We start from the raw sequence: 15164 nt of genomic DNA, 5'->3' as shown, positions 1-15164 counted from the left end.
CCGGAGCTGCAACCTCCGGGGTTCCCGCGCGCGATGAGGTCATGGCCGCATGCGTCACGAGGGGTGCGCATTCGGTTCATGCGGGTCGGACGGCCGTCGCCCACCGCGGCGACGGCTCCACCGCATTGCCCGCGATCACACCGGGGCATCCAGGGCCAGACCGAGGTCGCGCAGGTGCGCTGTGGCCGTCCCCGATTCGAACTCGGCTCGTTTGGCGGCCGTGAAGTAGCGCTGCATCGGATAGTCGAGGTAGATGCCGGTACTGGCGTGCACGTGGACGGCGGTGTGCGCGACGCGGTGGCCGGCCTCGGACGCCCAGAACTTCGCCACGTCGATCTCGGATTCCGCTGTCAGGCCGTGCGATTCCCGCCAGGCGGCCTGCCACAGGGTCAGGCGTACCGCCTCGACATCGATGTAGGCGTCGGCCAGGCGCTGCCGCACCGCCTGGAACGCGCCGATCGGCTTGTCGAATTGCTTTCTGGTGCGGGCGTATTCGGCCGTCATCTCCAGCGCCCGTTCGAGGACGCCCAGCTGGTGGGCGCAGACGGCCAAGGCCGCGCGGCGCCGGGCCCACGCGGGCGCTTCGAGCGCTGAGATCGCGGCGGCCCGCGGGACCAGAACCGCATCCAGTTCCAGCAGGGCCGCGTCGGTGCCGTTCACCGCGTGCTGCCGGGTGACCGTGACGCCCTCGGCTTCCCGCTCCACCAGCAGCAGAACCGAGTTCGCCCCGGCGCGAGCCTCGATCAGGTACCCGTCGGCGAAGGCTCCCGCCGCGACCACCGATTGCGAACCCCGGACCCTCCAGGTCTTCTCGTCGCGCTCGGCCTCGAAGGACGAGAAGTCGCGTGCGAGTATGGGCGTCAGTGTGCTCTCACCCCGCAGCATCGGCCGCAGCCATCGCCGCACCTGCGCGTTGTCGCCGAATTCGGCCAGCACCGCCGCGACCACGGCGATGCTCGTGGCATAGGGTGCGGGGGCGACGGTCCGGCCGATCTCGATCAGCACGCTGCACTGTTCGAGCAGCCCGTACCCGCCGCCGCCCACCTGCTCGGGCAGCGCCGCCTCCAGCAGTCCCGCACCGGCCATCGCGCCCCACAGCTGCGCGTCGAACCCGGTGTCGTCCGGGCGGGGATGCCTGCCGGCCCAGTCGGTGAGCAGTTCGCGGGCCAGTCCCGACAGGTCCCGCTGCGCCTCGGTGTATTCGAAATCCATTGTTCTGCTCCAGTGTTCAGGTCAGCGGGTGACGGGCAGCCCGAGGGCGTTCTTGGCGATGATGTCGCGCTGCACCTCGTTGATCCCGCCGCCGAAGGTCAGGATGAGCGCGGTGCGATGGAACCGTTCGAGCCGTCCGAGCAGCAGCGCGCCCGGAGAATCCGCGCGCAGCACGGCCGCGGCCCCGAGCACCTCCATGAGCAGCCGGTAGCCCTCGATGGCGAATTCGGTGCCGAACACCTTGGTGGCCGAGGCGTCCGCCGGGCCGAGTTCACCGCGATCGGCGGCCCAGGCGGTCCGCCAGTTCCGCAACTTCAGGTACTCGGTGTTGGCGTGCACGCGGGCCAGGTGCAGGCGCACCCATTCGGCGTCCATGACCCGGGTCCCGTCCGGCAGCGTGGTGGCGCGCGCCCACGCGACGACCTGGCGCAGCGACTCCTCCAGCGGTGCGGCCGAGGCCAGCGCCACCCGTTCGTGATTGAGCTGATTGGTGATCAGCGCCCAGCCGCGGTTCTCGCCGTGCACCAGGTTCGCGGCGGGCACCCGCACGTCGGAGTAGTAGGTGGCGCTGGTTCCGACACCGGCCATGGTGTGCACCTTCGTCCACGAGAACCCTTGCGCCGCGGTCGGAACGATGAAGATCGACAGCCCGGCGTGCTTGCCCGCCGCCGGATCGGTGCGCGCGGCCAGCCAGATGTAGTCGGCGTATTCGATGAGGCTGGTCCACATCTTCTCGCCATTGACCACCCACTCGTCGCCGTCGCGCACCGCGCGGGTGCGCAGCGACGCCAGGTCGGTGCCCGCGTTCGGCTCCGAATAGCCGATGGAGAAGTGCAGTTCGCCTCGCGCGATACGCGGCAGGAACCAGGCCTTCTGCTCCTCGGTGCCGTAGCGCATGATGGTCGGCCCGACGGTGTTCACGGTCAGATACGGCAGCGGCACGCCCGCGGCCGCGGCCTCGTCCAGGAAGATCAACTGATCGAGCATCGAACGTCCCTGTCCGCCATGCTCTTCCGGCCATCCCAGCACCAGCCAGCCGTCCGCGCCCAGCCGGCGCACCACCTCCTTGTAGACCGTTCCGTCGCCGTGCTCCCCGCCCGGCCCCGACCGCAGCGCCGCCCGCACGTCGGGGGTGGCGAGGTCGGCGAAATACTCGCGCAGCCGCTTGCGCAGACGGTGCTGATCTTCGCTCAAACTGATGTGCATAAATGGAAGGTAGGAATCGGCCGGGCCGGATCCGCCCCACTGGCAGGAAGCTGCCAGATTCCGGGGAAACCCCCGGTCACCTGCCAGGATCGGGGAAGTGATGCAGCGACAGCCGACCGGCGCGACCGGGCACCTGGCCACCGGGATCGTCCGGTTCAGCCAGGACGGGCACTGGGACCAGGACGTCCACCACCTGCTCCGCTACGCCCGGCATGAGGCGGTGGTGGCGGTTTCCAACCCCACCCACTCCACCGATCACCTCCGCCTGGGTCAGGTGGTCGTCGACGACCTGCTGGCCGCGGGCAAGGAGGTCCGGCTCCTCTACTCCCCCGACTATCTGGAGATCCGCGACCACCAACCCCTGCTGCGGCAATCCTCGCTCGGCGCGCAGATCCGCGTCACCGACAACGACTTCCACAATGTCCTGATCCTCGACCGCACCGTCGCGGTGCTGTGGAGCGGCGCCGGAGCCGACCACCCCTACGCCTACCTGGTCCGCGAACCCGCCCTGCTCCGCGCCCTGCACCAATTCGCCCTGCTCAGCTGGCAATCCGGCCACGGCCTCGCCGGCCGCGTCCCCACCGACCCCATCGAACTGAGCCCCACCGCCCGCGCGGTCCTCAACACCCTCAACCTGGGCCTCATCGACGAGACAGCCGCCCGTCGCCTCGACATGTCCCTGCGCACCTACCGCCGCCACATCGCCGACCTCATGACCCGCCTCGAGGTCCGCAGTCGCTTCCAGATCGGGGTGCGCGCGGCCCAACTCGGCCTCCTCGACGAACCCCGGGAGTAGTTCTCACACCGTCGAGCACCCCCACCGGTGGCAGCGCGACACCGGGCACCTCTGCCGGTGGTGCCACCCCAGGGCACGGCACCCGACTGGGGCTTCTCCGCAGGTTGTCCTGGGGCACCGGGTCATTCGATATTGCTTGGCATGAACGTGGTGGCGGCGCTCAAGCTCAATATGACCAATGTCGACGACCCTCGGGCCGGGAATCACGAGCGGTATCGGGCCGCGCTCGCGATGGCCGAGTACGCCGAGCGGGTCGGGTTCGCGGTGGTGAATGTCGAGGAGCACCACGGGTCGGGCACCGGGTGGCTGCCCGCGCCGCTGCTGATGGCGGCGGCGGTGGCGGCGCGTACCGAGCGGATCCGGATCAGCATCGGGGCGTTGATCGTGCCGCTGTACGACCCGGTGCGGCTGGCCGAGGATCTGGCGGTGCTCGACAATCTGGCGGGCGGGCGGCTCACCGTTCTCGCCGCGATCGGGTACCGACCGGCCGAATATGCCGCGCTCGGACGGGATTTCGCGCGGCGCGGCAAGCTCATGGACGAGGCGCTGGAGATCATGCTCGCGGCCTGGCGGGACGAGCCGGTGCAGCGAGGCGGGCAGTCCTTCGAGGTTACGCCCAAGCCGTTCAGCAAGCCGCATCCGCATCTGCTGGTCGCCGGGATGAGCCCGGCGACCGCGCGGCGGGCCGCGCGCTTCGGGCTCGGGCTGGCGCTGCCGTTGCCCGCGCCGGAGGTGGAGGAACTCTACGAGCGGGAACTGATCCGCTGCGGCACAAGCGGTTACATCCACAAACCCGAGCCCGACAGCCGCCACACCCTGCTGCACGAGGACCCGGATCGGGCCTGGCACGACTTCGCCCCGCACATTCTCACCGAGATCCGCGAGTACGCGTCGTGGGGCCGCGAGGGCATTCACCGCCCGCACGACGCCGTGCCGGATTCGGTCGAGTCTCTGCGCGCCCACGGCTATCTGGAGATCCTCACCCCGGCGCAGCTGCGCGACCAGATCGCGGACGGGCGCACCGAGATCCTGATGAACCCGCTGATCGGCGGCCTGCCGATCGAGGCGGGCTGGGACAGCCTGCGCCTGCTCGGCGAGGACGTGCTGTCCCTCACCACCGTTCGATGACCCGACAACCGGCAAGAGGAAGTTCATGACAGATCTGCGCCCCGGGCGGCTGACGGCCGCCGCCAGGAAATTCCTGACCTGGGACGAGAATCCCGCCGTCTTCGGCGTCACCATCCCCTGCCCGGTCCCGGTCGGCATGGGCCTCGAGGACGCGCGGAAGCTGATCAACACCCTGATCGACACCCACGAATCGCTGCGCAGCCGATACAGCTACGGCGAGAACGCTTCCTGCGAGATCGAGCCCGAGTCCGGCGGGGTCATCGACCCCGGCCGCGTCGACGTGCGGGCCATCGACATCGAGGACCTCGACCCCGAGGCGCTCACGACCCTGATCCAGGAGCAGTCCGCCGCGGCCAATCTACGGCTGGACCCGACCGCCGGGAAGATCGTCACCGCGGTACTGCTCACCCGCTCCTTCGACGTGAGCATCCTGCTGTTCACCGCCCACCACATCGCCATCGACGGCATCTCGATGTGGGTCCTGTGGGAGGACATCGCCACCTACGCCCGGCAATGGGAGGCGGGCGAGGAGATCGCGTTGCCGCCGGAACCGATCACCGGATCGGAGTGGGCGGAATTCCTCGACGAGTACGCGAAGACCCGGGTCGGCGAACGCGATTACTGGCTGGCCGCCTCGGATATCGAACCGACCACCCTGGACCGGCCCGCAACCCCGAAGTCGGCGCACTTCGACGGCGTCATCGACGGCGCGCTGGCACAGCGGCTGCTGGTCGAACTGCCCGCGGCGCTCGGGGCCAGCTACACCCGGATCCTGCTCGTCACATTGGGTTTGGCCATCGAGGACGCGACCGGCGTGGCCCGGCCCATCACCGTGCAGAAGCACGGCCGCTACAGCCGCTTGCGGCCGGGCACCGATCTGTCGCGCACGGTGGCCTGGATCTCCGACGACTACCCGTGGTTGTTGCGCCCCGCCACCGGCACCCTGACCGACCGGCTGCACGACGCCCTCGACGGATATCCCACGCACCCGGAGGATTTCACGCTGTTGCGCTGGCATCACCCCGAAAGCTGGTCGCATTTCCTGACTTTCAACTCGCCGAAGTTCTATTTCAACTTCCTCGGCGACGTGGGCGTGTGGATTCCCGACGCGCATTCGCGGGAGCAGGCCCGGCTGAAGATGTTCGACATGAGCCTGTTCCTGGGCACCAGCAAGCCCGAAGGCGTCGAGCAGGTGCACTATTCGGTGCACTCCCCCGACGGCGGGATCGGCGCGGACCGGATGCGGGCCATCGTCACCCGCTGGCTCACCATTATCGAGAGTGTGGAGGTCCGATGAGCAGGATCATTCTGGTCGGCATCGGCAGTCGCGGCGATATCGCGCCGCTGACCGGGCTGGGCGTGGGGCTGCGCGACGCGGGACACGAGGTGGTGGTGGCCGCGCACACCCTGTTCGCGGAGCAGATCACCGGATGCGGGCTCGAATTCCGGGAGATGACACACGATATCGACATCGACATGACCGATCCGGATGTCAATCGGCTCTCCGCCGGCTGGAAGTTCTCCTCCCCCAAGGGAGTTCGCAGCCTCGGGCTGGGCATGATCCGCGCGCTGATCGACGAGCCCGCCGATGTCCTGCTGCTGCCGCCGCCGACGGAGTACGCGGGCCTGGCACTGGCCGAGGCCAAGGGCGTCCCTTCGATCGGGCTGCGGTTCCAGCCGTTGTCCGCCACCGCCGAGCACGCGCCTTCCGCGTACGGCGCTCACGATTTCGGCGCGCGCGGCAACCGGCTGGCCGCCGAGTTCGGCGCCTGGTTCAACGACCGCTTCTACGCGAGCACCGTCGCCTTCTTCCGCCGCGAACTCGCGCTGCCGCCGATCTCGGTGTACGACCTGCGCCGGGCCCGGACCGCGGCGGGCTGGCCGATGCTCAACGGCTACTCCCCCAGTGTCGTTCCGCGCCCGGCCGATTGGCGGCCGGGTCTGGAGGTCACCGGCTACTGGTGGCCGCCGCGCCCCGACGGCTGGAAACCGCCCACCGAACTGACCGACTTCCTGGCCGCCGGTCCGCCGCCGGTGTTCATCGGCTTCGGCAGCATGGCCGACAGCAAGGAAGGCACCGCCCGCACCGGCCGGATCATCGCCGCGGCCCTGCGCCGGGCGGGCGTGCGCGGCGTCGTGCAGAGCGGCTGGCTCAACCTCGACGTCAGCGGCGACGACGTGCTGACCATCGGTGAGGCCCCGCACGATTGGCTGTTCCCGCGCATGGCGGCGGTGGTCCACCACTGCGGCGCGGGCACCACCGCCGCGGGCCTGCGCGCCGGCGTCCCGGCCATCGGCGCGCCCGTCTACGCCGATCAGCCCTTCTGGGCGCAGCGCCTCATCGATCTGGGCGTGAGCCCGGCGACCATCCCGTACGCGAAGATGTCCGAGGACCGGCTCACCGACGCCCTCCGCCGCGCCACCACCGATACCGCGCTGCGCGACAACGCGACTCGGCTGGCCGCCCGGATCGCCGCCGAGGACGGGGTCGGCCAGGCCGTGAAGGCCATCGAGGCGCACCTGGGCGCGCTGCGGAAGGGGTGACGTTGTAACTCGCCCCGCCCGGACCACCCGCCCCCGCCGGGTCCAGCGGCCCGACTGTGGTTAGATAGCGCGCAGTTTCGCCTGGTAGTTGCTGTGCATCGAACCCTATTGGCTGCTATTCAGCGGTGGAGGCGGGCCTCTTGAGCGTGCTGCGCGGACACAAACTGCTCTACTCGAATCTGGCTCTGATCGTGCTACTCGCGGTCGGAGCCGCATATCTGTTGATCACCGTGGCGCGGGTGCAGAGACCGGGCAACACCTACTCGGTCACCGTGCAACTGGATCGCTCCGGCGGTTTGCAGGCCGGTAACGATGTGACCTGGCGCGGGTTCCGGGTCGGCTCGGTCCGGTCGGTCGACATCATCGACGGCGGGGCCGGAATCGCGGCGACGGCGGACATCGAGAAGAAGTACCGGATTCCGGCCGACACCGAGATCGCGGTGGCGGCGCTGTCCTCCGCGGGCGAGCAGTACATCGATTTCCGGCCGCACACCGACGCGCCGCCGTACCTGCACGACGGGCAGGTGGTGCGGTTCGACCCGAGCAAGATCAGCACCCCGACGCCGGTGTGGCAGACGCTGACCGACAGCAACGAGCTCATCGCCTCGATCGATCCGGACAAGATCGGGGTGATCCTCGATCAGATGGACATCGCGCTCGGCGGCGGACCCGATCAGCTGCGCGGGCTCATCGAGGGTCTGAGCGTGGCCACGACCGGCTTGGACAACCGGCTCCCGCAGACCGTCAGCCTGCTACAGAACCTGCAGGTCATCGCGGGAACCACCGCGCACGCCCAGCCGGATCTGGCCACGGTGACCCGCAATTCGTCGATCCTGGTCGAACAGGCCCGCGCCGCCGACGGCGAACTGCGCGGACTGCTCGATCGCGCGCCCGAGCAGATCGCCGTCCTGGACGCCACCCTGGACCGGAACATGGATCCGATCCAGAGCCTGGCCACCACCATGCGGGCCATCGTGCAGGCCGCGCTGCTGCGGCTGCCCGCGGTCCGGGCGCTGTTCCCGGCCCTCGTCATCGGCACCTCCGCCATGGGCGTGCCCGCGCACGACGGCGAGTTCTACACCATCCTCGACATCTGGAGCCGGCCGTGGTGCCAGTACCCGGTGCCGGCGCTGGCGGCGACCATCGCCACCGACCGCACCTTCGGACGCTGGAACTACTGCAACAATCCGCCCGACGACCAGCAGATTCGCGGGTCCGCCAACGCGCCGCGCCCGAACATTCCCAACAATGGCGCGCACCGGCCGACCGGCGTCGACCCGCAGGAGCGCACGCTGCCCCCGGTCAAATGAGCCCGCCGCCACGCCCGGGAGCGGGGCGGATTCGGCGTGCCGTGCATTTCGAACGGGCGTGTCGGCGCGCTTGACGCGTTTTGTCCCGCGAATCGCTCTCGGCACCAGTCAGAATGATCTACCGGTACCCCTTGGTCCCGTGCTTGTGTCAACGGAAGAGTCCCTTCGCCCTGGCAGGCGAGTTCGAACAGGGCGGTGGGCAAGGCTAGGAGAGGGTCGAACGCGATGAGCAGCAGAAGTTCCCTCGGCTTGGCGGCGCGATCGGCGGTCTTCGCCGGTGTGGCCGCCGCAGGACTCGCGGCCGCGCCCGCGCAAGCCGAACCATTGTGGCCCGGTGGACCGGACGTGCCCGGTATTCCGGCGATCATCCCCGGCATCGCCCCCGGCGATGTCAATGCGCCGTGCGCGACGGCCGGCACGCGCGCCTGCCTCAAGCTCAGCACCAACGAGGCGTGGCTGATGGACAACGGCAAGGTCATCTTCGGCCCCACCCCCATCTCCCACGGCATGCCCGGCTACGAGACTCCGCCGGGCGTCTTCCACGTCGCCTTCAAGAAGCCGTTCCACTGGAGCACGATGCACAACGCCCCGATGGAGTACGCGGTCTTCTTCAACGGCGACATCGCCTTCCACATCGGACCGGTCGACAAGAAGTCGCACGGCTGTATCCGGATGACCCCGGACGGCGCGCGGGAGTTCTTCAACTACCTGAACCCCGGTGACATCGTGGAAGTTGTTCCGTAGCAACGCCTTCCGGTGGCACATCGGCGCGGGACCTCCCGTGCCGGTGTGCCACCGGTCTTTTCGGGCGACGAATCAGGCGGCGCAGTTGTGGTACGCCGTGATCAGCCAGCGGTTCTCCCGGCGGACCAGGGTCCAGGTCGCCAGCACCCAGCGGTCGGCCGGGGCCGCGGTCTCACCGGCCATGAGAATGGCGGCGCGGCTGACCACCACGGCCGTGTCGGGGGCCGGGAACCGGACCTGCCGGGGTTCGTCCAGGACGCTGGAACCGCGCAGCGGGCCCGCGAATCCGGCGGCCATGCCGTCCCGCACCGCCGCGCGGCCGCTGCGGAACACGCCGGGCAGGATCGAGGTGGCGTCGGGGTCGTAGTCGGCGACGAACGCGTCGGCGTCATTGGCGGCCCAGGCGACGTAGAGGTCCTTCAGGACGGTCAGGACGGCGTCACGGTCGGTGGTCTCGCGGACGGCGGTGTCGTTCATGGTTACTCCTCGGTCGACGGCCGCCCGGTGTGGCGGCTCACGAGTACCTACCGGCGAGGTGCGCCCGATTCATCGCTCGCGGTGTAGAAAGTTCGGCAGGGCCCTGTTTCGACCGGTGGGGGCCGGGTTTCGAGGAGTGAGAGCATGGCGGACGCCGACTTCGCGGCGCGCACCGACCGATATCGGCGCGAATTGCTGGCCCATTGCTACCGCATGCTCGGGTCGGTGCAGGACGCCGAGGATCTGGTGCAGGAAACCTATCTGCGGGCCTGGCGCTCCCGCGACAGTTACGACGAGACCCGGGCCGGGATGCGGACCTGGCTGTACCGGATCGCCACCAATGCCTGCCTGACCGCGCTCGAACAGCGTGGGCGGCGGCCCATGCCGTCGGGCCTCGGGCACGCACCGGGCGACGATCCGCGCGAGGAACTCGTGCACGGCGGGGAAATCCCCTGGCTGCAACCGATTCCGGATGTCCTGCTCGGCGACCCCTCCGATGCCGCGGTGGCGCAGGGCAGTCTGCGGCTCGCCCTGGTCGCCGCCATGCAGCAGTTGCCCGCGCGTCAGCGCGCGGTGCTGGTGCTGCGCGAGGTGCTCGACTGGCCCGCCGCGGACGTGGCGCAGGCTCTCGACATGACCCCGGCGGCCGTGAACAGCGCGTTGCAGCGGGCACGGAAAACTCTGGGCCAGAACGGCATTAGCGAGGACGAGGTGACCGAGCGGGCCGAGCAGCGCGCCGTGGTGGACAACTATGTCACCGCCTTCCGCAATGCCGACCTGAGCGCCCTGGAGAAGCTGCTGTCCCATGACGTGATCATGGAAATGCCGCCCATGCTCAATTGGTACCTGGGCCGCGCGGCGTATGTCGGGTTCATGGCGCGGGTGTTCGAATGGAAGGGCTCCGATTGGCGGTTGGAGCCGGTGTGGGCCAACGGCCAGCCCGGACTGGCGGCCTATTCCCGCGACGGCGACGGGTACGAGCGGCACACCCTGCAGGTCTTCACCGTGCGCGACGGTCTCATCACCAATCTGATCGTCTACCAGCTCGACGAGATCTTCGACCTGTTCGGCATGCCGCCCCGGCTGACCTGACGCTCAGTCGTCGTCACCGGCGGTCAGCAGGCCGTGCTCGTGTGCGAAGGCGGCGGCCTCGGTCCGGCTGGAGACGCCCAGCTTGGCGAGAATCCGCGAGACGTGCACCCCGGCGGTATTGGCGCTGATGAACAATTCCGCCGCCAGTGCGCGATTGCTCAGGCCCTTGGCGACCAGGTGCAGGACGTCCAGCTCACGCGCGGTCAGGCCGGAGCGCCCGGACATGGTGCCGCTCTTGACTTTCGGGGCACGCTCGGCGGATCCTTCGAGCGGGAGGCGGGCCCGCTCGGCCAACGCCGCGGCGGCTGCGGCCAGCGGGACCGCGCCCAATGCGGCGGCGACGTCGAGGCACTCTCGCAGCGCCGACACCGCCTCGATCCGATTGCCTTCGGCCGCGGCCGCTTCCGCGAGACCGAGCAGGGCGATGGCCACATCGTAGGGCCGTCCGACACCGCGCCACGCCGCGACGGCCTCCGACCAGCGGGCCGCGGTGCCCGCCAGGTGCGCGGTGAACGCGGCACGCTGGGCGGCATCCACCGGCGACGCCGTCGGGAGCGTGTCCCCCAGCGCGAGCAATTCCGGTGGCGCTCCGGTGATTCGAGCACCGAGCACCACCAGCGGCCACGCCTCGTGCGGATGCGCGAACAGCGTCCCGACCCCGTCGCCGCCTTCGAGTACCCGGATCAACTCCGTCGCCGCCGCGCCCTCGTCGTCTCCCACCAACGCCAGTGTGGAGTTCAAAGCCGCCAGTTCGAGTCGATACTGCGCCGCCCACCGACTGTCCCCCAGCAGCCGCGCGGCGGTGACCGCCCCTTCCCTGGCCGCCACGAAATCCCCGGTGGCCAAGGAGATCCGTCCGAAGCACACCAGCAACGCCGCCCTGCTCAATGGCGGCAACTGCGCGAGCTGGGTCTCGTCGACCACCGCCCGCGCCTCGTCCCACCGCCCCAGGGCCGCCAGCGCCTGCCCCCACTTCACGAACAGAATCGGCGCCGACTCCGCGAACCGGAACGACTCGTGCGCCGCCCGCAACCCCTGCCGCACCGCGGCGATCGCCGCCTCGTACCGCCCGGCCCCCACCAGCACCGCCGACTCCCACGTAGCCACATCCACCACGATCCGCGCATCCCCCGCCAGCGCCGCCGCCCGATGCGCCTGCGCGAAATGCTCCAGCGCCCAATCTGTTTCACTGGCCGCGCCGGCCACCCGCTCGCGCCCGCCCGCCCCGAGATCCCGGCCGGACCGCGCACCGTCCCCGGCCGACGCATCACCCCCAGGCCACACACCATCCCCGGCGAGGCCATCGCTCGCGGGCCGCGCAACGCTGTCCCCCGGGCCGCCACCAATGGGGCGCGCACCACTCCCGACCAGCGCATCACCCCCGGGCCGCGCACAGCTCTCGATCGCCCCCTCGCCGGTGTTCCGAGAAAAAGGTTGCGCCAGCCCATCCCCCTCCGGCAGGACGTCCCCGTCATCGGCGGCGTCGGCCGTCAGGGAGCCCCCGGCGGCCGCAGCGCCCGCCAGTCCCAGGTGCGCGTGCGCCCGCGCCACCAAGGCGTCCGCGCCGAGCCGCCGCGCGATGGCCAAGGCCTCGCGCGCGCGGGCCGCCGACCCGGCCGCGTCGCCTTGGAACACCCGTGCGGCAGCCGATTGCACCAACGCCTCAGCTCTCTCGAGACTGTCCGGGGTCTCGGCCATGAGCGCCAGCGCCCGCTCGAGGTCCGCTCCCGGGCCGGTCCCGGTGGTCGCACGCAGATAGGCGCGCCGCCGGTACATCCGGGCCGAGCGCTCGGAATCGGCACCGGCATAGTCGATTTCGCCGTCCTCGCCCGCGACTGTCCCACCATCCACGTGAACGGACACAAGCTCGCCGACCGCGGCGGCGTCCTGGCTCCACACCGGCAGCGTGGCAGGTGCGGCGGCGGCCGCGGGGGCCAGTAGGGCGAGGGCCGCGTCGGCGGCGGCGATGCCACGTTCGGTGGCTCCGCAGGCGACGGCGACGTCGACGATCTGTTCCAGGACGGACAGTTTGGTGGTGGGGAGGACCTCGGTGGGGGCGGGGACCCGGTCCCAGAGGGCGAGGATTTGTTCGAGGAGGCGGAGGCGTTCGGGGTGGGTGGCGGGGACTCCGGCGGTGGCGGACCAGTAGGCGCGCAGGGCCCGGTCGAGGTCCCCGGCGGCGCGGGCGTGGCGGGCGAGGTCGGCGTGGGATTCGGAGTCGAGGGCGTCGCCGCGGGCGTGCAGGGCCGCGGCGGCGCGGGTATGCAGACGGGTGCGCTCGATGGGGAGCAGGTGGTCGTAGATGGCCTGGCGGATGAGGCCGTGGCGGAATTCGTAGCCGGTGTCGGTGGTGAGCAGCAGGTGGCGGTCGACGAGTTCACGCAGGGCGCCGGGTAGTTCGTCAGGAGGGAGGTCGACCGTCGCGGCGAGGAGGTCGTGATGGATCGGGGAGCCGAGGACCGCGGCGGGGGCGACGACGGCGCGCGCCTGTGCGGACAGACCGGTCTGGAATCCGAGGAGCAGGTCGGCGAGGTCGGCGGGGAGTTCGTCGGGGCACTGGCCCAGCGCCTCCACGAACAGCGGGTTGCCGCCGCTGCGGTCGAAAACCTTGGTGATGAGCGCGGTTCCGGGTTCGCGCCCGAGCAGGGCGGCAAGCTGACGGCCGACCTCGTGCCGGGTCAGCGGATGCAGTTCCAGGACGTGCACGCCCGGGTTGCGGCGCAGTTCGGCGACCAGTCCGCGCAGCGGCCCCGCCTCGCCCGGCCGGTAGGTGCCCACCAGCAGGGCATTGGCGTCGGCGAGATTGGCGGCCAGAAAGGTGAGCAGCTCCCGGCTGGCGTCGTCGGCCCAGTGCAGGTCCTCGAGTACCAGTACCACCGGCCGCGCCATCGCCAATTGCTCCAGCAGCGTGAGGATTTCACCGAACAGCCGGATCCGATCGGCCTCGGGCGCCGCGCCGCCGGTATGGACGGCCAGCTGCGGAAGCCAGTTGGCGAGCGCCGGATGCGGCGGCAGCAGCGTCGCCACCGCCTCACCGCCGAGTCGTTTGACGAGTCCGCGCAGCACGGTCAGGAACGGCGCGTAGGCGACACCCGCGGCGCCGAGTTCGGGACATCGGCCCAGCAGTACCAGCGCGTCGCCGCCGAGTCGCTCGGTGAACTCCACGACCAGCCGGGACTTCCCGATCCCGGCCTCCCCCGCGATGAGCACGGTCTGCGTGCGGGCATCACCGACCGCCTCGACCACCGCGGACACCTCCGCGGCCCGACCGACCAGGACACTGCTGCCGGGGAAACTCACCACGCCACGATCATGCCGCACCTTCGCATTTCGCCCAGCCCGGACACAAAATAACGAATTGTCGTGATGTGGCCACCCGGTCTTTATCGGAAAACTCGATGGCATGAGCGACACCGAGAACCGCGCCATCCACCCCTTCCGCATCGACATCCCGCAGGCCGACCTCGACGACCTGCGCGACCGCCTGACCCGCACCCGGTGGATCGACGAGATCCCCGGCATCGGCTGGGAGCGCGGCGTGCCCACCGCCTACCTGCGCGAGCTCGCCGCCTACTGGGCCGAGAAGTTCGATTGGCGCGCGGTCGAGACCGCCCTCAACGCGCACCCGCAATTCACCACCACGGTCGGCGGCCAGCGCCTGCACTTCCTGCACATCCGCTCGGCCCGCCCGGACGCGACCCCGCTGCTGCTGATCCACGGCTGGCCCGGCACGCCCGCCGACTTCCTGGACCTGATCGGCCCGCTGACCGATCCGGCCGCCCACGGCGACCCCGACGCCCCGGCTTTCCACCTGGTCATCCCGACCCTGCCAGGGCACGGCTTCTCCGGCCCGCTCACCGAAACCGGCTGGCACGACGGCAGAGTCGCCGCCGCTCTGGCCGAGCTGATGGCGCGCCTCGGCTACGACCGTTACGGCGTGCAGGGCGGTGACCACGGCGCGTTCGTGGCCCCGCGCCTGGCCCGCGAGCACACCGACCATGTGATCGGTGTGCACGTGAACGCCCTGGTCACCTTCCCGACCGGCGATCCGGCCGATATGGCCGCGCTCGGCGACGCCGACCGGAAGCGGCTGGCGGGCATGAAACGCTTCCAGGACGACGGCTCGGCGTACATGAACCTGGCCGGTTCCCGCCCGCACACGCTGGCGCAGCTGCTGGCGGATTCGCCCGCGGGACAGCTGGGCTGGATCGTGGAGAAGTACCAGGAGTGGACCGACGAGCGTCACGAGTTGCCCGAGCAGGCCATCGACCGCGACCGGATCCTGACCACGGTGGCCGTCTACTGGCTCACCGACACCGCGCGCAGCGTCGCCGACTACTACTTCGAGCGCTTTCACGACCACACCATGTTCATGCCCAATCCGAAGGGCACGGTGCCGACCGGTGTCGCGGTGTTCGCCAACGGCGACTACGCGATTCGGCGATTCGCGGAGCAGGCTCACCATGTCGTGCACTGGTCGGAGTTCTACTCCGGTGGCCACTTCCCCGCGCTCGAGGTGCCCGACCTGCTCGTGGGTGACATCCGAGCGTTCTTCGCGGGCCTGACCAGCTGATCCAGCGGCGGCCGGACATCCTGGGCCCCACCGCCGCCGCGATGACCGCACTGTCGCCCCAACGCGCAGTGCGGTATTCGCC

General features: G+C 70.3%; 11 protein-coding genes and 1 pseudogene. 8 read left to right on the top strand and 4 right to left on the bottom strand.

All coding sequences use genetic code 11. The features are described from left to right. Window positions 1–135: 135 nt before the first annotated feature. Both ACFYTS_RS13710 and ACFYTS_RS13705 read right to left on the bottom strand, forming a co-directional pair. On the bottom strand, window positions 136–1212 hold the full coding sequence (locus tag ACFYTS_RS13710) for an acyl-CoA dehydrogenase family protein (protein WP_387303991.1): 1077 nt from the start codon (window positions 1210–1212) through the stop codon (window positions 136–138). Window positions 1213–1233: 21 nt separating this feature from the next. Then, complete coding sequence (locus tag ACFYTS_RS13705; protein ID WP_387303989.1) at window positions 1234–2418, bottom strand: acyl-CoA dehydrogenase family protein; 1185 nt, start codon at window positions 2416–2418, stop codon at window positions 1234–1236. Between the two features lie 97 nt (window positions 2419–2515). Here ACFYTS_RS13705 and ACFYTS_RS13700 point away from each other — a divergent pair, with 97 nt between their 5' ends. From ACFYTS_RS13700 to ACFYTS_RS13675, 6 genes are all read left to right on the top strand, one after another. Continuing rightward, window positions 2516–3214 (top strand): hypothetical protein, encoded by a 699-nt coding sequence (locus tag ACFYTS_RS13700; protein WP_387303986.1) that lies wholly within the window; start codon window positions 2516–2518, stop codon window positions 3212–3214. 141 nt (window positions 3215–3355) lie between these two features. Beyond that, entirely contained in the window at window positions 3356–4342 is a 987-nt protein-coding gene (locus ACFYTS_RS13695) for an LLM class flavin-dependent oxidoreductase (RefSeq protein WP_387303983.1), read from the top strand. A gap of 25 nt (window positions 4343–4367) precedes the next feature. Further along, window positions 4368–5639: a condensation domain-containing protein gene (locus ACFYTS_RS13690; RefSeq protein ID WP_387303980.1), complete on the top strand. Its 1272-nt coding sequence runs from the start codon at window positions 4368–4370 to the stop codon at window positions 5637–5639. Continuing rightward, on the top strand, window positions 5636–6886 hold the full coding sequence (locus ACFYTS_RS13685; protein ID WP_387303977.1) for a glycosyltransferase: 1251 nt from the start codon (window positions 5636–5638) through the stop codon (window positions 6884–6886). Before ACFYTS_RS13690 ends, ACFYTS_RS13685 begins: the two co-directional genes overlap by 4 nt. Window positions 6887–7032: 146 nt before the next feature. Next, window positions 7033–8196: an MlaD family protein gene (locus ACFYTS_RS13680; protein WP_387304617.1), complete on the top strand. Its 1164-nt coding sequence runs from the start codon at window positions 7033–7035 to the stop codon at window positions 8194–8196. Window positions 8197–8421: 225 nt separating this feature from the next. After that, a complete protein-coding gene (locus ACFYTS_RS13675; RefSeq protein WP_357277967.1) occupies window positions 8422–8940 on the top strand; it encodes a L,D-transpeptidase in 519 nt (172 codons plus the stop codon). Between the two features lie 72 nt (window positions 8941–9012). On the opposite strand, the gene ACFYTS_RS13670 is transcribed toward ACFYTS_RS13675, so the two are convergent. Then, complete coding sequence (locus tag ACFYTS_RS13670) at window positions 9013–9417, bottom strand: SgcJ/EcaC family oxidoreductase (protein ID WP_387303975.1); 405 nt, start codon at window positions 9415–9417, stop codon at window positions 9013–9015. A gap of 141 nt (window positions 9418–9558) precedes the next feature. Here ACFYTS_RS13670 and ACFYTS_RS13665 point away from each other — a divergent pair. After that, window positions 9559–10509: pseudogene (locus ACFYTS_RS13665) on the top strand (sigma-70 family RNA polymerase sigma factor); the annotation flags it as partial. Window positions 10510–10512: 3 nt separating this feature from the next. On the opposite strand, the gene ACFYTS_RS13660 reads toward ACFYTS_RS13665, so the two are convergent. Next, window positions 10513–13812, bottom strand: coding sequence for an AAA family ATPase (locus ACFYTS_RS13660; RefSeq protein WP_387303972.1), 3300 nt, complete (start codon window positions 13810–13812; stop codon window positions 10513–10515). A gap of 100 nt (window positions 13813–13912) precedes the next feature. On the opposite strand from ACFYTS_RS13660, the gene ACFYTS_RS13655 reads away from it, so the two are divergent. Then, window positions 13913–15082 carry an epoxide hydrolase family protein gene (locus tag ACFYTS_RS13655; protein WP_357277974.1) on the top strand — a complete coding sequence of 390 codons (1170 nt, stop codon included), beginning with the start codon at window positions 13913–13915 and terminating at the stop codon, window positions 15080–15082. Window positions 15083–15164 lie beyond the last annotated feature (82 nt).

Source organism: Nocardia sp. NPDC004151, from assembly GCF_042874235.1.
GTDB lineage: Bacteria > Actinomycetota > Actinomycetes > Mycobacteriales > Mycobacteriaceae > Nocardia.
Note: the sequence above shows the minus strand (reverse complement) of the source record. Positions and strands in the feature narration are given on the sequence as shown.